The sequence below is a fragment of the Delftia sp. SD018 genome (assembly GCF_017355445.1).
GTDB lineage: Bacteria > Pseudomonadota > Gammaproteobacteria > Burkholderiales > Burkholderiaceae_C > Comamonas > Comamonas acidovorans.
Genome location: NZ_JADDRN010000027.1, coordinates 33,812 through 54,597 on the forward strand (window position 1 = coordinate 33,812; position 20,786 = coordinate 54,597).

Below are 20,786 nucleotides of genomic sequence, written 5' to 3' on the forward strand. Positions count from 1 at the left end.
TGGGGCAGCCCATTCTAGTTTTACGACTTCCGCAAGAGAAGTGCATTCGCGCCATCGAACGGCGCAGGCCGATGCATTTAGATGATCGCCCTGCACTTTCAGGCCGACGCCTGCATGCTGGCCATCAACTCGCGTGCCGCCGCTTCAGGATCCTCGGCATTGACCAGTGCCCGCACCACGGCCACCGAGCCCACGCCCGTGGCGCGCACGGCCGGGAACTGGTCGGCCGAGATTCCGCCGATGGCCACCAGCGGATAGCGCTGCATCAGCCGCACATAGGCGCCCAGGCGCGCCAGGCCCTGCGGAGCCGTGGCCATTTTCTTGAGCGTGGTGGGGAAGACGGCGCCCAGCGCGATGTAGCTGGGCTGCACGGCATGGGCGCGCACCATTTCGGCATAGCCATGCGTGCTCACGCCCAGGCGCAGGCCCGAGGCGTGGATGGCCTGCAGGTCGGCGCCGGCCAGCGCATCCAGGTCTTCCTGGCCCACATGCACGCCATAGGCGCCGGCATCGATGGCCTCGCGCCAGTGGTCGTTGATGAAGAGCAGGGCGCCCGTGCCTTCCACGGCGGCCACGGCGGCGCGCACTTCGCGGGCGATGGCGTCGCGGTCCTCGGACTTGAAGCGCAATTGCACGGTGGGGACACCGGCGCGGGCCATGCGTCCCACCCATTGCGCATCGGGCAGCACGCCGTACAGGCCCAGGGACCTTGGGCAGTCCGGGAAGGCCAGTGCGGGATCGGCCCCCTCCAGGCCGAAGTCGCGCGGATCGTCGGGCCATAGCGTGGCCTCGAAGCGGCCCCTGCGCAGCGTCTGCGCCTGCCAGGCACGGGCCAGCGTCTCGGCGTCGATGGCGATGAAGCCCAGCGCGCTGCAGGCCTGCAGTGCCGCAAGATAGGCCGGTTCCTGGCGCTGTGCCTGCGGCACGGGCTGGGAGGGCAGTGCGGAGCCTTCAGGGGCGAAGGTGGCGCCGTGCAGGCGCACGATGGCATCTGCCCAGGATTGGATGGAGTCGTTGCTCATGGCCGGTCTCCTCAGCCGTGGTGCCAGAACGGCGTGCCCAGCACGGGCGTGCTGGGCTGGGCGGCAGATTGCTCGGCCATGGCGCCGGCGCGGTGGGCGGCGTGGCCGGCGTTCACGGCATCGGCAAAGGCGCCGGCCATGGCCACCGGGTCTTCGGACAGGGCCACGGCCGTGTTCAGCAGCACGGCGTCATAGCCCCATTCCATGACCTGGCAGGCATGCGAGGGCCGGCCCAGGCCCGCATCCACGATCAGCGGCACCTTCAGGCGTTCGCGCAGCGTCTGCATGGCGTAGGGGTTGACGGGGCCGCGGCCCGTGCCAATGGGCGCCGCCCAGGGCATGACGGCCTGGCAGCCCACATCCACCAGGCGCTGGCACAGCACCAGGTCCTCGGTGGTGTAGGGCAGGACCTGGAAGCCGTCCTTGATGAGGATGGAGGCGGCCTCGACCAGGTTCAGCGTGTCGGGCTGCAGGGTGTAGTCGTCGCCGATCAGCTCCAGCTTGATCCAGGGGGTCTCGAAGACTTCGCGCGCCATCTGGGCCGTGGTCACGGCTTCCTGCACGGTCATGCAGCCGGCGGTGTTGGGCAGCACGGGCACGTTGAGCTTTCTGAGCAGTTCCCAGAAGCTGGCGCCGGTCTCGGCGGCATTGCTGCCCTGGCGGCGCAGCGAGGCCGTGACCATGGCCGGGCGCGCGCGCTGCACGGCGGCTTCGAGCACGGCGGGCGAGGGGTAGCGGGAGGTGCCCAGCAGCAGGCGGCTGTCAAAGCGCTGGCCGTACAGGACCAGGCTGTCGTCGGAGGAAGGGGCGGAAGTCGTCATGGCGTGAGGCAATGGGAGAGTCGGATGGGGCATCAGCCGCCGGTCACCGGCGAGATCACTTCGAGGCGGTCGCCGTCGTTCAGCGCCTGCTCGGCATAGCGGGCCTTGGGCACGAAGACGGTGTTGATGGCCACGGCAAAGGGCGGGCGCGGCGCAAGCTGGGCCAGCGCGTCGGCCACGGTGGCTCCGTCGCTCAGTTCGGTCGCTTGCTGGTTGATGGTGATGTTCATGGCGGCTGGGGGAAACGAAAGGCGGGTACGGGGGGCTTGTTCGATCTTAGGCAGGGCCGGGCCTGGCGACCCTGCGTGCATGTCCGGTCTGTTGTGCGTGAAAGTGCCGTGCGTGCCGTTCAGGCGGCTGCCTTGTGCTGCGATGGCGCATGCTCGACGGCAACATCGAAGCGGCGGGCCAGTTCGGAATCACCGCTGTCGAGCAGCTCCAGCACCACGTCCAGCATGGCCGGGGCGATCATGAAGCCATGGCGGTACAGGCCGTTGACCTCCATCACGCGCGGCGCGCTCCAGCGCACGGCCGGCAGATTGTCGGGCAGGGTGGGGCGGCACTGGGTGGCGATCTCGACGATGCGGCCCTCGGCAAAACCCGGATGCACGGTGTAGGCGGCACTCAGCAGCTCCAGCGTGGAGCGCACGCTGGCCGGCGACATGTCGTCGGACTCGATCTCGGTGGCGCCGATGACGAAGAGGTGGTCCTCCTTGGGCGCAATGTAGATCGGGTAGCGCGGATGGATCAGGCGCGTGGGCCGCTGCAGCGTGACCTCGGGCGCGTGGATGCGCACCACCTCGCCGCGCACGCCGCGCAGCGCAGGCCACTGGCCGCGTGCGCCCAGGCCCCGGCAGTCCAGCACCCAGTCGGGCTGGCCCGGCGTGCCGGGTTGGAAGTCGGCCAGCTCGCGCGGCTGGTTCCAGTGCTGCTCCACGCCCAGGCGTGTCAGCGTGGCGTGGAGTGAGGCCAGCAGCTGGCGGTTGTCCAATTGGCCCTCGCCCTGCAGGTACATGGCCTGGGCAAAGCGCCGCTCAAGCGCGGGCTCGCAGTCGTGCAGGGCCTGGTCGGCCAGCGGCTGCAGCGCGGGAAGGCTGGGGTTGATGCGGCGGTTTTTCTCCAGCAGGCCGAAAAAGCGCTGGGCATCGCCCGCGTCCTGGCGGTGCCAGAGGATGAGGGTGCCGTTTTGCTGGAAGAACACGGGCGCATCGAGCTGGGCCAGCAGTTCGGGCCAGCGCGTCAGGCCGTGCTGGCCCATGCGCACCACGCCGGGCTCGGTGATGGCCGATTCGGCCAGGGGCGCGAGCATGGCGGCTGCCACGCGGGCCGCGGCGCCATCGCCTTCGGGGCCGTGGGCGTCGTATACGGCAATGCCGTGGCCGCGACGGGCCAGCGCCAATGCCAGCAGCCGGCCCATGAGGCCGCCGCCCAGAATGGCGATGCGGGAAGAAGCTTGTAGAACGGACATGTGCATCTGGTGGTCAAGTGCGCCCATGCCCGTGGGACTGCCGGCCGGCTGTCCGCGCACAGGGCATGTGCTGGACAAAACGCGGCGTACCACCCCGATTGATTGAAACTCCCCACGCCAGCATGACCTGGATCGGGTGCAGGGGCGCTGCGCGGCAAGGTGCCTGTGGTGCAGGCTTGTGCGGCAGGGGGCTGGTCGCCCCGGGGCCCCAGGGTGTTTCTCAGTCACGCATCGGCGAGGCGGGCCAGGCCCTGTTTCACCGACGGGACACCCCTGTTTCGTCCGTCAGCAGGCATTACAGCACATCCCGCAGCTGCCGGTATTGACCATGCGCATGGGTGATAATTTTCGCCCATGACTGCCGACCACTCCCCTTCGACTGCCGCATCCCCCGAACCGGCTCCCGCCGCGCGCAAGCGCTATGCCCGCGTGCTCATCATCGCGGGCTCCGACAGCGGTGGCGGCGCCGGCATACAGGCCGACCTCAAGACCTGCAGCGCCCTGGGCTGCTACGGCATGACGGCCATCACGGCCATCACCGTGCAGAACACGCTGGGCGTCAGCGGCATCCACGGCATTCCCGTGGATATACTGCGCGGCCAGATCGATGCGGTGGTCGAGGACATCGGCGCCGACGCCGTCAAGATCGGCATGCTGGCCACGCCCGAGGTGGTGCAGGTGGTGGCTGATGCCATCCGCCGCCACCAGTTGCGCAACGTGGTGCTGGACCCCGTGATGGTGGCCACCAGCGGCGACCGGCTGATCGCGCCGGAAACCGCCTCCGTGCTGGTGCGCGAACTGTTCCCCCTGGCCACCGTGGTCACGCCCAACCTGGACGAGGCGGCGCTGCTGCTGGGCCACTCCATTGAGGGCATAGATGCACTGGACGGCGCCGTGCAGGAACTCCTGGCGCTGGGCGCGCCTGCCGCCTTGCTCAAGGGCGGGCACTTGTCGGGCGATCTGGTGGTGGACCTGCTGGGCCAGGGCAACGGCCAGCGGCTGCGCCTGCAGTCGCAGCGCATTGCCACGCACAACGGGCACGGCACGGGCTGCACGCTGTCTTCGGCGATTGCCTCGCACCTGGCGCTGGGCCTGCCGCTGGAGGCGGCCGTGGCCCAGGCGCGCGAGTACATCCTGGGCGCGATTGCGGCCGGTGCCGATGTGTTCACGGGCGCCGGCCATGGTCCGCTGAACCACGGCTATGCGCCGCGCGCGCAGGTCGTGGTCAACGGCTGAACGTCCAGCCAGACGTCCAGGTAATCAGCCCAGGTCACCAGCCCCAGGTCACCAGCCCCAGGTCAGGCTGCGCGCCACCCAGCCCTTTTGGCCGTTGTCGCGCTGGACCTGGGCCCAGGAGCCCTGTTTCCTGAGCGTGCGCACCACTTCCATCTCAGCCAGCTTGCCCACCACGCGATGGTTCTGGCCCGGGCCGGCGCGCAGGTTGGCGGTGCGCCCGGTCACCACCATGTGCGGGGTCTTGCCGGTCAGCGGCGCATGCACCCAGCCCAGCGTGCTCTCGTTGTCCCTGACGCGCAGCCACTGGCCCTTGCGCTGCACCACCTGCAGCGGATAGCCCTTGCCCAGTTCCCACAGCGTGGCCGAGCGCGTGGTGGGCTGCTGCCGCACATTGACGCTGGATCCCTTGACGCTGACGAACTCGCGCGCATGGGCGGCGGCCGGGGCCAGGGTGGTGGTGAGGACGGCGAGGGCGGTGGCGGCTGCGGCCAGCCAGCGGGCGGCACGGCGTTGATTGCAAGGCACGGGAACGGGTCTCCTTTCGTTCGAGGTCGGCTGGCGCGCGGAGACTTTCCAGCGCGGGCCGAGCCCAGGGAAAGCGCGTGGGATCAGGCGATGCCGCTATAGTTCCTGAATGAAACTGACGGGCGGCACCCCGGGTTCGCGTGCAATCGCCCGGGCTTGCCGTACGCTTGCCGCACCACAGTGTTTTCCAGGAGGGCTTGTATGCACCATGCTGTTTCCCGATCCGGCGCGCAGGGCCGGCACGCGGCGATTCTGACGGCCTGCCTTGCGGCGGGACTGGCGGATGTCCAGGCGCAGGAGGCCCAGGCCGTTGCCGCAGCCGCCGAGGGCCGCGACGCGGCCAAGGCGCAGGAGGGTGTGGTGAACCGCCCCGAATTCGGCCCCGCGCTGCTGGCGGCCGCCCAGGCGGGCGAAGCGCTGCAGGTGCGCGACTGGCTCAAGCGCGGCGCGCCGGTGGATGTGCGTGATCCGCAGGGCAACACTCCGCTGCTGCTGGCCGTGCGCGGCAACCATGTCGAGGTCGCGCGCTCCTTGCTGGTCCACGGGGCCAATCCCAATCTCAAGAACGACCTGCAGGACAGCGCCTATCTGCTGGCCGGTGCCCTGGGCCGGCTGGAAATCCTGCGCATGACACTGTCCTATGGTGCCGACCTGCAAAGCGTCAACCGCTACGGCGGCACAGCGCTGATCCCCGCCTGCGAGCGCGGCCACGTCGATACCGTGCAGGCCTTGCTGGCGGCCGGTGTGCGGGCCGACCATGTGAACCGGCTGGGCTGGACCTGCCTGCTCGAAGCCGTTTTGCTGGGCGATGGTGGCCCGCGCTACCAGGACATCGTGCGCCAGCTGATCACGGCGAAGGCGGACCTCAGCCTGCCCGACAAGGATGGCGTCACGGCCCTGGCCCACGCCCGCCAGCGCAGCCAGCATGAGGTGGAGCGGCTGCTGCAGGAGGCGGGAGCGCGCTGATCGGCGCAAGCGAAAACGACTGAAATCGAGGTCTGAACACCAGAATCAGACGGATCTGATTGCTTGGGAAAGGTCTTGTTGCAAATGATTTCCATTTTCAACAAAGGCCCTTGCCATGCGCACTTCAGATTGCCGTTCCCGACCTTTCGTCTCCGGCCCCCAGTCATGCCTTTATTCGGTCTTCGCTGCGGCGCTGGTCACACCCGCATACGCGCAGGATGTGACACCTGAGGATCGCCAGGTCCAGCTGGCGCCGGTCACCGTTTCGGGACCGCGCACCGCCGGCTCGCGCACCGAGGCATCCGACTCGGTCAAGTACGCCAAGCCGCTGCTGGACGTGCCCCAGACCATTACGGTGGTACCGGGGCAGGTGCTCCAGGAACAGAACGCCCTGAGCCTGCAGCAGGCGCTGTCCAATGTGTCGGGCATCACCTTCAATGCGGGCGAGGGCGGTGCGGGCTCGGGCGACAGCATCAACATCCGCGGCTTCAGCGCCAACGCCAACCTGCAGATCGACGGGCTGCGCGACAGTGGGCAGAACAACCGCAGCGACCTCTTCAACACGGAGTCTGTCGAAGTCATCAAGGGCCCGAACTCGGTCTTTGGCGGGGCAGGCACCTCGGGCGGCAGCATCAACATGATCAGCAAGCAGCCCAAGGCCCATGACTTCACCGAGGCCGACGCAGGCCTGGGCACGGCCAGCTACCGGCGCCTCACGCTCGACACCAACCGGGTGCTGGCTGGCGGCAAGGCCGCCATGCGCCTGAACCTCATGGGCCATGACAGCGACGTGGCCGGGCGCGACACCATCTTCAAGCGGCGCTGGGGTGTGGCGCCCTCGCTGGCCCTGGGATTGAATTCGCCCACGCGCGTGACTCTCAGCTTCTTCCACCAGAACGATGACAATCTTCCCGACTTCGGCGTGCCGGCCTTTCGCGGCAAGATGCTCGATGGCGTCTCGCGCAATGCCTACTTCGGCTGGCGCAACCTTGACCGGGAAAAGATCAGCCAGGATGCCCTGACCGCGAAGATCGAGCATGACTTCGCCTCGGGCGCCAAGCTGCAGAACCTCTCGCGCTACTCGCGGCTGAGCCGCGATACCGTGATCTCTGCCTCGCATGTCGATCTCCGGGGCATGCAGCCTGGCTACTACCGGCCCGCAGGGCCCCAGGCCTATGGCCGCGATGCGGCCACCACCCTGTGGATCAACCAGACCAACCTGACACAGCGCTTCGACACAGGCGTGCTGGGGCATACGCTGATCACGGGCTTCGAGATCGCGCGCGAGACCTATGACCGCACCACCTCTTCCTACAACATCAACCGGCAGTTCCCGGCCGGCGGCTATCCGCTGGCCCGTCCGCCCGGATACTGGACGGGCACCACGGACTTGCAAAACAGCGGAAGGAACGAAACCAGCCTGGACACCCGCGCGCTGTATGCCACCGACTCCATTGCGCTGGGTCCGCGCTGGGATCTGAACCTTGGCCTGCGCTATGACTGGATCGACGGGCGCTCCAACGTCACAACGGCCGCTGGCATGCGCACCGCGGTGGACAGCTCCGACGGCCGGCTCAGCGGCCGCACGGCTCTGAGCTTCAAGCCCGCCGACAATGGCCGCATCTACCTGGCCTACGGCACGGCCTTCAATCCTTCCGCCGAATTCCTGGTCTCCACGGGCTCGGGCCTGGATGCGGCCACGGCCTCGCTGGCACCCGAGAAGAACACCAGCCTGGAACTGGGAACCAAGTGGGATGTGCTGGACCGCCAGCTGGCGCTGACCGGCGCCCTGTTCCAGGTGGACAAGACCAATGCCCGCGAGCAGATGGCCGATGGCAGCTATCTGCTGGCCGGAGAGCAGCGCGTGCGCGGGCTGGAGCTCGGTGCCGCAGGCAAGGTGACGCCGCAATGGGATGTCTTCGCCAACTACACCTTCATGGCCAGCAAGACCCTCAAGTCATTGAACGAGCCTGCGCGTGTGGGCCAGGCGCTGGGCAATACGCCGCGCCATTCGCTGAACCTGTGGACCACCTATGCATTGCCCCAAGGCTGGACGGTGGGCTATGGGGTGCGCTTCGTGGGCACGCGCAATGTCACCTCGGCAGGCGATGGGAAGCTCTCTGCCTATTGGGTGCACAGCGCCATGGTCGGCTATGAACTCAACCGGCAATGGAAGCTCAGGCTCAATCTCGAAAACATCGGCAACAAGGCCTATGTGGCCGGCGTGCGCCAGCGCCTGGGCGAGCAGTCGCGCTCCTCGGCCGTTGAATACGGCGAAGGCCGCACGGCCCGGGTAACGGCAACCTATCAGTTCTGAGCCTCGGGATTCGTTCGCTAGCGCGCGGCCAATTCGGCTGTGCAGCAGGTGTTGACACACCAGCTGGTACGCAGCAATCGCCAGCGCGCTTGGGAGGGTCTGCAAACCTCGTTTAGCAGACCCTGTTCATGCCAGAGACGGCATGGCCTGCCCAGTTGAGCTGCTATCTGCCTTCTAAAGCCTGTTTAACAATCTCACCGTGCCTGGTTCGGGCCTTGCACTCCATTTTTGCTCCTCGATGACTTCCCCTGGGGTCCCTGTGAAATCTCGTTTTCTGGAATTTCACCCAATCAGATCAATAAGTTGCGATCGATAGGTTGCTATTAAAAGGCGGGTCGCAAACTCTATTTAGGGAGTTGGCTTGAAACGGCAATTACAAGTTACTGCCGGGAATTTGATAGAAGGTCAATGGCTAGAACTGAATTGCATGCTACTTGTGAGGCTATTGGGTTATCAGTGGTTCTATCTTTTTTAATTTTTTGATTGAATGAAAATTCAAGGCGGCGTTTTCTTGGATGAATAGGTTAATTGTTATTTAACATTAAAGAGTGTGCTGGGTTTAATTATTTAATTTAGGTGAAATAATGTCTTTAAAGATCATTCCTGCAGTTTTGGTGTCGCTTTGTTCTGTGGCTTACTCCGCACAGGATAAAAATGGCAGTGATAATTTTTCGCATGAAAATGTTGATATTGTTTCTCTTGAAAATGAAGCAAGAAATAATAAGTACGTGCATGTCTTAATTGACATGAATGTGATGAACTCAATTCATGATCTACAGAAAAATTCAAAAATCAACTTTGAAATAGAACAAGAGGATTTGCTTGAGAGCATCAAGGGATATTATGTAGAAGGTGCCGTCTGGAAAGGCTCGCTGGGTCAGTTATCTGTATATGTGAACAATGTTGGTCTTGAAAAATTGTCCAAAAATCCATTGGTCAGAGCGCTTGTTCCTGCAAATGATTCTGGAATGATTTATGATCCATATGGTGATATTGAAAAAATAGAACGAGAGATAATAAGCAATGGTATCGCAATCGTAAGCGTCATTCCTGCAAGTTCTATCGATGGTGAAATGAAAGGGCGTGCATTGGGTTCATCTGACCCCATGCAAAGGAAGAGAGATTTTATTAAATCTCTGCACGCCGAGAATTTTGGAAAACTCTGGATGGATGGGGCTAGATCGCTAAATGGAGAGCTATCTTCTTTGGCTGAAATTCAGTCCATTAATTTGGAGGTAAAAATAGAAGGTCTATATGAATTGAAAAATAGAAAAGATATAAGATCAATAAGATTGATCAACAAGAAATATATGAGGTTGGATTCTGATATTAATGGATCGGGTATTCATTTGGATCCAGCGGCAATAGATGAAGCAGAACTGTCAGGACATGCGGCGATCATTATCCATTTGAAACGCTGCCCTGGGTATACCCCAATTTCCGGTATATTGACGCCTGAGGAGAAAAAATCACAGGCTGAGGAGATTAGAAAGATTTTCTCTGAAATAGTAGAAAAAGTTGAGCCTGGAGCCACGGAAAGACTGCAGATTGTGGAAGGAATCGCATCTGCTGCGATCGAATTGAAACTAGAATCAATTCTTCGCTTATATAAAAATCCTGACTATCGAATTGAGAAAATTGATTTTAGTAAGCCGATAGGGGAGCTATCTCTTAACACCAGTACAGCAGGCGGTGTGGGTGGGACTAATGCTCAGTATATATGGCAATATACAAGAGGGGCTTCTCAATGGATTGCGGTGATTGATAGCGGTGTGCAATCTATGCATCCCATGTTTAATAACAAGACTATTTTTCAGGCTTGTTATGGCACAAATAACGCAAATCATTACACTACATGTCCCGTGCCTGATGTCAATGGGGATACCTTGCCAGATACCTTTTTTGGTGCTGCAGAGCCTTGTGGGTTTTTAGCCCATCCAACACCGAATTTTCCGACCAATCACATATGTGCGCATGGTACCCATGTTGCCGGTATTGCTGCCGGTAGAGGGGGGCAACATCCTCAAGGAGGTCTCTTGAATGGCGTTGCTATTGATTCGAATATAATTGCAATTAATGCAATATCGAGGCAGCGTTCGAATCCTAATAATGGCGTGGTATATGATATCGATCTTGTTAAAAGTCTTGATTACATTCGTCAGTTAAGAGTTGCGAGGTCGTATGAGTTGACTGTAAATTTGAGTATTTCTGGATTGAGCTCGTTGGCATCTGCATATCAAAGTAGCTGTAATGGAGTCAATCCCCAGGTCAGCGATCTTGTTGCAGATCTAAAATCCCGGGGAGTAGCGGTGGTTGCATCTACTGGCAATAATGGCATAAGGGGAGGTATTGGTTATCCGTCATGTATTTCAGGTGTTGTAAAGGTTGGGTCAATAAATAAGTATACGGGACTATTCTCTAATTTTACCAATATTGGTAATCCAATAATGTATTCCGGACAATTTTTTCTTGCCCCAGGAGGGGGAATTGCGTCCGCTGTACCGACCAGTCAATATGGTGTGGCAGATGGAACTTCAATGGCAGCACCGCATATTGCTGGGGCGATCGCTTTGATAAAAGCAGCTGCCCCTAATGCGACTGTTGATGATGTTAATAGTTTTATAGTGCTAAAGCATTCGGTTCCTAAAGAGATTATTCTTTCTCCAGGTAATAGCGTAATCGTCAGGTCATTGAAATTCTCGTAAACTGATTTTGTGTAGCCAGAGTTGGAGGCCTTGAAGTCGAGAACATCCGACTCCAGAAACTACTGGCCGAAGTGCACCTCGACCTGGGCGCTCTCAAGGTCGAGGCTCGGCGCAAACGCCAGCCCCGCAAGACAGACGCAAGGCCATCGCTAAGATGCGGGACACCCCTCAGATCTCTGAGCGGCGGGCTTGTCGTCTTGTGGGGCTGTCCCGGGATGTCTGGCGGCATCCACAGCTACCCGATGTACACACGGCGTGCTTGGCTGAACGCATCCAGGCATGTAGCCATGCAGTGGCGGCGCTTTGGGTATCGCCGTGTGTAAGACATGCGCTAGGGAGAGTTTCCTGGCACCAACCAAAAGAAGGTGTTTCGCCTTTGCCGTGAGCAAGGCTTGGCCGTGCGCAAGCGCAACATGGGCAAGAAGTACCGTGGCGAGCGCACACCGCTGGTGGCCGCGACATGGGTCATCAAATACGGAGCCTGGACTTTGTCAGTGGCTCGTTGAGCAACAGCAGGCGCATCAACTGCTTGATCATTGCCGATGACTTCAGCCATGAGTGCGTGGCCATCGCGGTAGATTCGTCGATGCCCGGCGGGCACATACGCCTCCACAATCCTTGAGCGAGCTGTAGGCTTCCAGAGGCGACCCAGAGGCCATCAGGTCGGACAGCGGGTCAGCGTTCACCCGTAGAGCCTTTATTCAGTTAACCTGCCAACTCTTGGGCCTCTCTAGGAATGATTGGCAAGGCGGCAGGGCAGGTCGTCATGCCCCCCATTTTGACCTGTTTCGGGGAAGTGCAAGTGGCAGTCAGCCCCACGTGTCGATACAAGGACGCAGGCAAAAAAGAGCCCGCGCAAGGCGGGCTGGTGATGGTCAGGCCGACGGCAAAAACCGCCGACTCGTACGCATCTTACTGGATCTTGGCCTTTTCGCGCAGCGATTCCTGGAATTGCGCCAGCTTTTGCTGTTGCAGCTGCTTCACGATCTCAGGTTTGACTTCCTCGAACTTGGGCAGCTCGGCCTGACGCACGTCGTCCTGGCGGATGATGTGGTAGCCGAACTGGGTCTTGACCGGCTCCTGGGTCATGCCACCCTTTTCGAGCTTGATCAGGGCTTCGGAGAACTCGGGCACGTAGTTGCCGGGGTTGGCCCAGTCGAGGTCACCGCCACGGGCGCCGGATCCGGGGTCCTTGGACTCCTTCTTGGCGATGTCTTCAAACTTCTTGCCGGCCTTGATCTCGGCAATGATGGCCTTGGCGCGGTCTTCCGACTCGACCAGGATGTGGCTGGCCTTGTATTCCTTGCCGCTGTTGGCAGCGACGGCCTTGTCGTACTCGGCCTTGGCTTCGGCGTCGGTCACGGGGTTCTTCTTCTGGAAGTCCTCGAACAGCGCGCGGATCAGGATGGTCTGGCGGGCCAGTTCCATCTGCTGCTTGTAGGCTTCGCTGTTGGCCAGGCTGCGCTTGTTGGCTTCCTGCATGAAGATCTCGCGGGCGATGACTTCTTCCTTGATCTGCCCTTCCAGCTCGGGCGTCACGGGGCGGCCGCTTTGCTCGATCTGTTGCTTGAGCGCTTCGGCGCGTGCCTTGGGCACAGCCTTGCCGTTGACGACGGCGATGTTCTGGGCCGAGGCGGACAGGGCCGCGGTGCTCAGCACGGCGGCAGTCACCAGGCTGGTCAGAAGCTGTTTTTTCATGCGAATTCCAGATATGAAGGAAAAATTGATTCTATAGCGCGGATACGCAACAGGCTCCGAATCGTCGGAGCCTGTAAAAGTTCAAAGAACCTCGATGGCGATGGCGTGTGCGCCCTGGTCAATGAATTCTTGCAGCGCATCATACACAAGGCGATGGCGTGCCACGCGTGGCTTGCCTTGAAACAAAGGTGACGCAATGCGCACGCGGAAATGCGTGCCGAAGCCGGTACCGTTGGCGCCCACATGGCCGGCGTGCTGGTGGCTCTCGTCGATCACTTCCAGGTGATCGGGGGCGAGGCGCTCGCGCAGCACGGCCTGCATGGCTTCGGCGGTGATGGGCAGTGGATGGGCGGGCGCGCTCATGGCTGCTTGTCCTGCTGCACGCCAGGCGGGGGCAGGGCGTCGGGCCTGGCGGCTGCTGCCTCGCCCTTGTCTTCCTGCATGAAGCGGCTCATGTAGATGGCCTGGCCGATCACGAAGACCAGCATCAGCCCCATGCCGCCGAACAGCTTGAAGTTGACCCAGGTGTCGGTGTCGAAGCGGTAGGCGATGACCAGGTTGAGCGCGCCCATGACCGCGAAGAACGCCGCCCAGCTCCAGTTCAGGGTGCGCCATGCGTCGTCGGGCAGTTGCAGCTGCGCGCCCATGACCGAGCGCAGCAGGTTCTTGCGGAACACCAGCTGGCCTATCAACAGGGCGCTGCCCATGAGCCAGTACAGCACGGTGGGCTTCCACTTGATGAAGGTGTCGTTGTGGGCCAGCAAGGTGGCGCCGCCGAACAGCACGATCACGCCCAGGCTCACCCATTGCATGGGCTCGACCTTGCCGTGGCGCACGCGCAGATAGGCGATCTGGGCAATGGTGGCGACGATGGCCACGGCCGTTGCCGTGTAGATGCCCCAGACCTTGAAGGCGACGAAGAACAGGATGATGGGGAAAAAGTCGATCAGTAACTTCATTGGAAGGTTTCGATGGGCTTGGAGTCAGGCATGGGGCCTGAGCTTGGCAGGCGCATTGTGGCGCAGCCGGCGCGGCCCGGCATCGGTGCAGGGCCGCATGGCCTGGGGTTTTTGCGGGCCTGGAGCCTAGGCCTTGGGCGGCTCGAATTCCAGCGATGCGGAATTCATGCAGTAGCGCAGTCCTGTGTCGGAGGGGCCGTCGGGGAATACATGCCCCAGGTGGGCGCCGCACTGGCTGCAGACGGTTTCGGTGCGTACCATGCCGTGGCTGCGGTCCACGATTTCGGTGATGGCGCCGGGGATGGCGCGGTCGAAGCTGGGCCAGCCGCAGCCGGCGTCGAACTTGGTGTCGGAGTCGAACAGCTTGCTGCCGCAGCAGATACAGTGGTAGCTGCCATCGGCCCAGAACTGCTCATAGCGGCCGGTGAACGGGCGCTCGGTGGCTGCATGGCGTGTCACCTGGAAGGCGGCAGGTTCGGCGCCCTTGGCCTGCAGCTCGGCCTGCCATTCCTGTTCGGTCTTGTGGATGGGAAAGCTCATGATGAACAGCTGATCTCGATGGAGGAAGCCCAGTCGGGCGGGAAGCCTGCCCATTCGGCATGCTCGGCGTGGGGGTCGAACGGAGTCTGCAGCACGGCCAGCAATTGGCGCACGGGAGCGAAGTCACCGGCCTTTGCGGCGCGGATGGCCATCTCTCCCAGGTGGTTGCGCAGCACGAAGCGCGGATTCGATTCTTGCATCAAAGCGGCGGCCGCCGCGGCATCCGTGCCTGCCAGGTGCCGTGCGTACAGGGCTGCCCAGCGGTCGAAGGCCTCGCGGTCCAGCACCAGGTCGCGCACGGGCTCGAGGTCGAGGTCCGTGCCGGCACCGGCACCGGCAGCCACCGCATCGGTCAGGCGGCTGAAGAAGATGGTGTAGTCCACCGCGTTGTCGGCCATGAGCTGCAGCAGCGGGTTCACCAGGGCGGCAAAGCGCCCCTCGGCGGGCGGCGTGCCTGGCGCATCTTCGGGCAGGCCCAGCTTGCGCAGCATGAGGGCGCCATAGGCCTGCGGAAACACCTGCTTGTATGACTCCAGCGCCGCAATGGTCAGTTCCTCTTCGCCGATCAGCGGCAGCAGGGCCTGGCCCAGGCAGTACAGGTTCCAGTAGGCCACCTGGGGCTGGCGGTTGAAGGCGTAGCGGCCCTGGGTGTCACTGTGGTTGCAGATATGGCCGGGGTTGAAGGCATCGAGGAACTGGAAGGGCCCGTAGTCGATGGTCAGGCCCAGGATGCTCATGTTGTCGGTGTTCATCACGCCATGGCAAAAGCCCACGGCCTGCCAGTGCGCCAGCAGCCGCGCCGTGCGCTCGCTCACGGCCTGCAGGAAGTTGGCGTAGGCGTTGCCGGCCAGTGCCTCGGCCGTGCGGCATTCGGGGTAGTAGCGGTCGATCACGTAGTCGGCCAGTTGGCGCAAAGGCGCTATCTGGTCGCGCGCCGCAAAGTGCTCGAAGTGGCCGAAGCGTATGAAGCTGGGCGCCACGCGTGCCACCACGGCGGCGGTCTCGATCTCTTCGCGGCGAATGGGGGCGGGCGATCCGGTCAGGCTCAGCGCGCGCGTGGTGGGAATGCCCAGGGCGTGCATGGCCTCGCTGCACAGGAACTCGCGGATGGACGAGCGCAGCACGGCGCGCCCGTCGCCCATGCGCGAGTAGGGCGTGCGGCCCGCGCCCTTGAGCTGAATCTCTTGGCCCGAGGCGGTCTCGCCAAGCAAGATGGCACGGCCGTCGCCAAGCTGGCCGGCCCAGACGCCGAACTGGTGGCCGCTGTAGACGCTGGCCAGCGGATGGCTGCCGGGCAGCACGGCATTGCCGGTGAGCGCCTGCAGGGCCTCATCGGAGGCCAGCCACTGCGGGTCCAGGCCCAGCAGCTCGGCGGTGCCGGTGCTGGTGGCAATCCAGTGCGGCTCGGGCAGCGGCGTGGGGCGCAGATGGGTGAAGAAGTCCGGGCCCAGGGCGGCGAAGCCGTCTTGCCAGGAGATGGGAGGGCGTGGGGAGGTCGCCGGAGCCTGGCCTTCGGCGGCAGCATGCAGGTTCATGCGGGAATTGTCCCCCAGCGCCTATGCCCCGTGGGGCGCAAGGTTCATGCGCGCATTCACCCCATGCATTCACGCACGCAGTTGCTGCCGGTACTGGCCCGGCGGCATGCCGAACCAGCGGCGGCAGGCGCGAAAGAGGTTGCTCTGGTCCACAAAGCCCAGCAGGTCGGCCACCTCGGCCAGGCTGCGGCGCGGCTCGCCCAGGTACTGCAGGGCCAGCTCGCGCCGGGTTTCGTCCAGCAGTTGCTGGTAGCTGGTGTCTTCGGCCTGCAGGCGGCGCTGCAAGGTGCGGTCGGTCAGGCCCAGCAGGCTGGCCACGTCTTCGCGGCGCGGCTCGCCCTGGGGCAGCAGGCGCGCGATCTCGTGGCGCACGCGCGCGCCCACGCCGGCCTGGCCCAGGTGGTCGAGTTCGGTTTCGACCAGCTTTTCGTGCAGTGCCAGCAGTTCGGGGTTGTGCGTGGGAATGGGGGCGAGCAGGTCGGCCTCGGACAGCAGGAAGCGGTTCGCGTCCTCGCCGAAGCGCGGCAGCAGGCCGAAGGCTGCGCGGTAGGCGGCCTCGTGCGAGGGGGCGGGCGCCTCGGCCATGAACTCCACGGCCAGCGGCCGGACATCGCGCCGCGTCAGCCAGTTGCACAGCACCAGCAGCGTGAGCACGGCGAACTCCACGCGCTGGCGCGGCACGGGCCTTGTGGCGCCGATGTGATGTATGGACAACCAGTAGCCGCGCGCATCGCGCTCCAGCGTGAAGGACGTTGCGTCCGAGATCACGGCCATGTGGCGTTCCAGGTCGCGGAAGCCGGCCAGCAGGTGCGGGCCCGAAGCCAGCGAGTAGCCGACCAGATCGATGTTGCCGTGGCGCGCGGCCAGTTGCCGGTCCAGCCCCAGCGTGGGATTGGCGGACTGGGCCACGGCCAGCTCCCAGAGCCGGCTCACGCGGTCCACATCGGTACGGGCCTGCGAATGCTGCAGTGCGGCAAGGTCGATATCGGCTGCGGCGCACAGGCTTTGCGGGGCCAGCCCTTCGGTGGCCATCATGTCCAGGATGCCGCGCACCCAGGCGGCGGAGCTGCTGCGCTGCGTTGTCATGACCGGGTTTTCCTGGGCCATTCGGGGCGCTGTTTGCGTTCTGAAGTCACTGTTTTGGCGTGGTTGCGATAGCGGCGTTTTGCCGCGCTGTTCCTAGAATTTTTGCAGCGCGGCGAACGACTGCGCAGTGTGACCCATGGGCCCGGCGCGGCCCATACGGGAAACCCCAAAAACCATTCAGGAGACAAGCATGCGCACAGGACAGCGGTGGATGGCTGGCGGCATACGCCTGGCCGTGGCTTCAATGGCTTTGTGGCTCGCGGCCTGCGGCGGCTCGGGCGGCGGAGGCCCCGAACTGCGCGAGACGGCCTACGGCCCCTTGCGCGGCGTGGACGATGGCGCCGCCACGGGCACCTATTACTGGAAGGGCGTGCCCTTTGCCCAGGCGCCTGTGGGCGCGCTGCGCTGGCAGCCGCCGGCCGAGCCCAAGGCCTGGGAGGGCGTGCGCGAGGCGCGCCAGTTCGGCAATGCCTGCCTGCAGATCGGGCGCATGTACGGCCCGGGAGCCAACAACCGCTTCGACGACACCATTGCCTCCACCCTGGGCCAGCCCGTGGGCAGCGAGGACTGCCTGACGCTCAACATCTGGCGCCCGGCCAGCGGTGCCGAGAAGCTGCCGGTGCTGGTGTTCATCCACGGCGGCAGCGCCATCTCGGGCTATACGGCCGATCCGCTGTATGACGGCGCGGCCCTGGCGCGCGCCGCCAATGCCGTGGTGGTGACGGCCAACTACCGGCTGGACATCCTGGGCTACATGCACATGCCGCAGATGCAGGCCGGCGCGCCGGCCACGGGCAACTTCGCGCTGCTGGACAACCTGCAGGCGCTGCGCTTTGTGCAGCGCAATATCGCGGGCTTTGGCGGCGATCCGGGCAATGTCACGCTCATGGGCCAGTCGGCAGGTGCCACCAATGTGCTGGCGCTGCTGGCGGCCGAGTCGGCGCGCGGCCTGTTCCACAGGCTGGTGCCCATCAGCGGCGGGCTGTCGCTTCCATCCAACCTGCCGGCCGGCGTGCTGGCCACGCTCAAGCCGGCTTCGGCCTACGCCACCCAGTCCGCGCTGCTGCTGGCCCATCTGATGGTGGCCGATGGGCTGGCTGCCGATGTGGCGGCTGCGGCCACGGTGGCTGCCGGCTGGACACCGGCGCAGATTGCGGCCTACCTGCGCGGCAAGGACGCGCGCGTGCTGCTGCAGACCCTGGTGGCCAAGGGCCTGACGGGCGCGGGACCGATTCCCGACGGCCTGCTGCTGCCCACCGATCCCATGGCTGCGCTGGCTGCGGGCCAATACAACCGCATGCCCGTGATGGCCGGCTACACGGCCGAGGAGGGCAAGCTGTTCGCGCCCCTGCTGGCGGCGCTGGGCGGCAAGCCGGGCTTCAGGATCGATGATGCGGCGCGCTTTCGCATGATGCAGTCCTTCGATGCGCAGTCGCCCAACGCGCCGGTCCTGGCCGACATCATCGATGCCGCCTACCTGCCCGTCGATACGCCGGTCACCGGCTACAACGCCCGCATGGCGCAACTGACCCATCTGTTCGCCGATCCCAGCCGCGACCAGTTGCTCAACACGCTGCGCACCCGGCAGGCCGAGGTCTGGAGCTACCGCTTCGACTGGGCGCGCCAGCCCGCGCCCTGGAACACGGTCTACGGCGCGGCCCATGCCTTCGATCTGCCTTTTCTCTTCGGCAACTTCGGGCCCTCCGTGTTCTCCCGCGTGACCAACAGCACGGCCAATGCCCCGGGCCGGCTGGCGCTGTCGAACGCCATGATGGCCAGCCTCAAGGCCTTCATGCAGACGGGCAATCCGCAGAACGCGGCCCTGGGCCAGACATGGAAGCCCTGGCCGTCCAGCCTGATCTTCGACGCCGAGCCGGGCGCGACCAGCATCCGGCTGCAGTGAGAGAGCCGTTGAGCGGGCAGGTGAGCGAGTAGATGAGCGAGCAGGGGCTTGCCGCGGCAAGCCCCAAGAGATAGCCAACAACAACGAAGGAGACAAGTACCCATGACAGTCAAGACCGTTTTCACACATGCCTGGCGCTGGCCGCTGGCGGGGGCCATTGCGGCCGCCGCCGTGGGCCTGGCCGCCTGCGGAGGGGGATCGTCGGGCATGCCCGCGCCCATGGGGCCGGGCCAGCAATCGGGCTACATCACCCTGCCGGACGGCAGCAGGATGCGCTACTCGCTGTTGCTGCCCGAGGGGCAGGGCCCGTTCCCGCTGCTGGTCGAGTACGACGGCTATATCTCGGGCTCGTACCCCAACATCAGCAGTCCCTGGACCAAGGAAGGCTATGCGGTCATGGGGCTGAACGTGCCGGGCACGGGCTGCTCCACGGGGGATGACAAGGTGTTTGACGCCAGCGTAGGTGCGGCCGGTGCCTTTGCCATCGAATGGGCCGGGCGGCAGGCCTGGTCCAACGGCCGCATCGGCATGATCGGCTACTCGTACTCGGGCTACAACCAGCTGTGGGTGGCGGCACACCGGCCCAAGGGGCTGCTGGCGATCACGCCCAGCAAGAATGTGGGCGATCCCTACCGGGACGTGGGCTATCCGGGCGGCATTGCCAACATCGGCTTTCCGGCGCAGTGGTGGAACGGCTTCCCGCGCATCTGGCGCACGGCCGCCGACCTGGCGGTGAAGAACGGCGGCGACACGGAATGCGCCAAGACGGTGGCCGACAACATCGAGAAGATCAAGCGGCCCGAGCTGGACCTGATCAAGTGGCTGGACAACCCCTATGCCGATGGCCTGTACCTGGAGCGCAGCGCCATGCTGCAAAGCGGCAAGATCAATATCCCCACGCTGGGCACGCAGTCCTGGCAGGACGAGCAGATCGGCCCGCGCTCGGGCTACTACGAGGACACCATTGCGCCCGACAGGATGTGGCTGGTCAGCTCCAACGGCGACCACCACACGAACATCACCTCGGACCATATCGACCAGACCTTGAAGCGCTTCCTGGCGCGCTTCGTCAAGGGCGAGGACAACGGCTTCGACAAGGAGCCGCGCGTGCGCCTGCTGCAGGAGATGCAGACCACGGACGCCAAGGCCCTCAATGGCGGCGCCAAGCTCATGCCCACGGGCGAGGCCCGGTTTGACCGGCTGCCTGTCCAGGTCAAGCCCCTGCGCCTGTGGATGCAGCCCGGCCAGGCGCTGGGCGACAGCGCACCCGCCTCAGGCACGGCTTCGTCCAGCTACCGCTATCCGGCCCTGAGTCCGCAGGTGAACAACCCGGCGGCCGAAGGCTGGCCCGCCGTGCCCGCTTCGGAAAAGGATGGCCAGCTGGTCTTCACCACGGCGGCCCTGCCGCAGGACCTGAGCTTCTATGGCGAAGGCTCGGCCGACCTGTGGCTCAGCGCCACGGCCGCCAATACCGACATCCAGGTCACCGTATCCGAGGTGCGGCCGGACGGGCAGGAGATGTTCGTGCAGCGCGGCTGGCTGCGTGCGTCCAAGCGTGCGCTCGATGAGAGCCGTTCCACGGCGCTGCGTCCCTGGGGTGCCTACACACGGGACAAGGATGTGCCACTGGTCGCCGGCCAGCCCCAGTTGATGCGGGTGGAGATCCAGAAATTCGCGCATGTGTTCCGCGCCGGTTCAAGCATTCGCGTGACAGTGGATTCGCCATCGCAGACCGGATACTGGATCTTCGGCAACGACAAGACGCCGTCCACGAACACGCTGTGGCATGACGCGGCGCATGCCTCCAGCATCGTCCTAGGGTATATCCCATACGAGCATGCGAAGACGCTGCCGAGTTGCGACAAGACAATGCGTCAACCATGCCGGAAAAACAATGCGCCTGTCCCTGCCGGGATCGGACCCAGGGCGCCGGCCTGAGCCACCCTCCATGCGGGCAGCGGCATCGCGCACCAGGTCCTCGGCCTTGCGCGAATCCGCGGTCCGC

The 20,786-nt window shown here is 63.9% G+C and carries 17 protein-coding genes; 6 read left to right on the forward strand and 11 right to left on the reverse strand.

Features of this window, described 5'->3' with window-relative positions; translation table 11 throughout:
- Positions 1-98 precede the first annotated feature (98 nt).
- From thiE to INR38_RS22890, 4 genes are all read right to left on the reverse strand, one after another.
- Positions 99-1,022, reverse strand: coding sequence for a thiamine phosphate synthase (gene thiE, locus INR38_RS22875; RefSeq protein WP_207443316.1), 924 nt, complete (start codon positions 1,020-1,022; stop codon positions 99-101).
- 11 nt (positions 1,023-1,033) lie between these two features.
- Entirely contained in the window at positions 1,034-1,843 is an 810-nt protein-coding gene (locus INR38_RS22880) for a thiazole synthase (RefSeq protein WP_013802786.1), read from the reverse strand.
- Positions 1,844-1,875: 32 nt separating this feature from the next.
- Positions 1,876-2,073 (reverse strand): sulfur carrier protein ThiS, encoded by a 198-nt coding sequence (thiS, locus tag INR38_RS22885; RefSeq protein ID WP_012205130.1) that lies wholly within the window; start codon positions 2,071-2,073, stop codon positions 1,876-1,878.
- Positions 2,074-2,192: 119 nt separating this feature from the next.
- On the reverse strand, positions 2,193-3,311 hold the full coding sequence (locus tag INR38_RS22890) for an FAD-dependent oxidoreductase (protein WP_084027393.1): 1,119 nt from the start codon (positions 3,309-3,311) through the stop codon (positions 2,193-2,195).
- Between the two features lie 354 nt (positions 3,312-3,665).
- Here INR38_RS22890 and thiD point away from each other — a divergent pair, with 354 nt between their 5' ends.
- Complete coding sequence (gene thiD / locus INR38_RS22895) at positions 3,666-4,547, forward strand: bifunctional hydroxymethylpyrimidine kinase/phosphomethylpyrimidine kinase (RefSeq protein ID WP_207443317.1); 882 nt, start codon at positions 3,666-3,668, stop codon at positions 4,545-4,547.
- Positions 4,548-4,595: 48 nt separating this feature from the next.
- On the opposite strand, the gene INR38_RS22900 is transcribed toward thiD, so the two are convergent.
- Complete coding sequence (locus tag INR38_RS22900; RefSeq protein ID WP_207443318.1) at positions 4,596-5,072, reverse strand: SH3 domain-containing protein; 477 nt, start codon at positions 5,070-5,072, stop codon at positions 4,596-4,598.
- Positions 5,073-5,273: 201 nt separating this feature from the next.
- On the opposite strand from INR38_RS22900, the gene INR38_RS22905 reads away from it, so the two are divergent.
- The 3 genes from INR38_RS22905 to INR38_RS22915 all read left to right on the forward strand — a co-directional run bounded on the left by INR38_RS22905 (position 5,274) and on the right by INR38_RS22915 (position 11,060).
- Positions 5,274-6,038 (forward strand): ankyrin repeat domain-containing protein, encoded by a 765-nt coding sequence (locus INR38_RS22905; protein ID WP_012205134.1) that lies wholly within the window; start codon positions 5,274-5,276, stop codon positions 6,036-6,038.
- A gap of 115 nt (positions 6,039-6,153) precedes the next feature.
- Positions 6,154-8,355 (forward strand): TonB-dependent siderophore receptor, encoded by a 2,202-nt coding sequence (locus INR38_RS22910; protein WP_207443319.1) that lies wholly within the window; start codon positions 6,154-6,156, stop codon positions 8,353-8,355.
- Positions 8,356-8,939: 584 nt separating this feature from the next.
- A complete protein-coding gene (locus INR38_RS22915) occupies positions 8,940-11,060 on the forward strand; it encodes a S8/S53 family peptidase (protein ID WP_207443320.1) in 2,121 nt (706 codons plus the stop codon).
- 912 nt (positions 11,061-11,972) lie between these two features.
- Here INR38_RS22915 and INR38_RS22920 read toward each other — a convergent pair.
- The 6 genes from INR38_RS22920 to INR38_RS22945 all read right to left on the reverse strand — a co-directional run bounded on the left by INR38_RS22920 (position 11,973) and on the right by INR38_RS22945 (position 16,878).
- A complete protein-coding gene (locus INR38_RS22920) occupies positions 11,973-12,758 on the reverse strand; it encodes a peptidylprolyl isomerase (RefSeq protein WP_123691391.1) in 786 nt (261 codons plus the stop codon).
- 81 nt (positions 12,759-12,839) lie between these two features.
- On the reverse strand, positions 12,840-13,121 hold the full coding sequence (locus tag INR38_RS22925; RefSeq protein ID WP_013802780.1) for a BolA family protein: 282 nt from the start codon (positions 13,119-13,121) through the stop codon (positions 12,840-12,842).
- Positions 13,118-13,717 carry a septation protein A gene (locus tag INR38_RS22930; RefSeq protein WP_207443321.1) on the reverse strand — a complete coding sequence of 200 codons (600 nt, stop codon included), beginning with the start codon at positions 13,715-13,717 and terminating at the stop codon, positions 13,118-13,120. The genes INR38_RS22925 and INR38_RS22930 overlap by 4 nt, the downstream gene beginning before the upstream one ends.
- A gap of 126 nt (positions 13,718-13,843) precedes the next feature.
- Positions 13,844-14,257 carry a peptide-methionine (R)-S-oxide reductase MsrB gene (msrB, locus tag INR38_RS22935; protein ID WP_012205139.1) on the reverse strand — a complete coding sequence of 138 codons (414 nt, stop codon included), beginning with the start codon at positions 14,255-14,257 and terminating at the stop codon, positions 13,844-13,846.
- Positions 14,254-15,792: a protein adenylyltransferase SelO gene (locus tag INR38_RS22940; protein WP_071955434.1), complete on the reverse strand. Its 1,539-nt coding sequence runs from the start codon at positions 15,790-15,792 to the stop codon at positions 14,254-14,256. The genes msrB and INR38_RS22940 overlap by 4 nt, the downstream gene beginning before the upstream one ends.
- A gap of 69 nt (positions 15,793-15,861) precedes the next feature.
- Positions 15,862-16,878, reverse strand: a complete 1,017-nt coding sequence (locus INR38_RS22945) for an AraC family transcriptional regulator (protein ID WP_012205141.1) — start codon at positions 16,876-16,878, stop codon at positions 15,862-15,864.
- 190 nt (positions 16,879-17,068) lie between these two features.
- Here INR38_RS22945 and INR38_RS22950 point away from each other — a divergent pair, with 190 nt between their 5' ends.
- Together INR38_RS22950 and INR38_RS22955 are read left to right on the forward strand one after the other, a co-directional pair.
- Positions 17,069-18,781: a carboxylesterase family protein gene (locus tag INR38_RS22950; RefSeq protein ID WP_207443322.1), complete on the forward strand. Its 1,713-nt coding sequence runs from the start codon at positions 17,069-17,071 to the stop codon at positions 18,779-18,781.
- A 102-nt stretch (positions 18,782-18,883) separates the two neighbouring features.
- Positions 18,884-20,719 carry a CocE/NonD family hydrolase gene (locus INR38_RS22955; protein WP_207443323.1) on the forward strand — a complete coding sequence of 612 codons (1,836 nt, stop codon included), beginning with the start codon at positions 18,884-18,886 and terminating at the stop codon, positions 20,717-20,719.
- Positions 20,720-20,786: the final 67 nt, after the last annotated feature.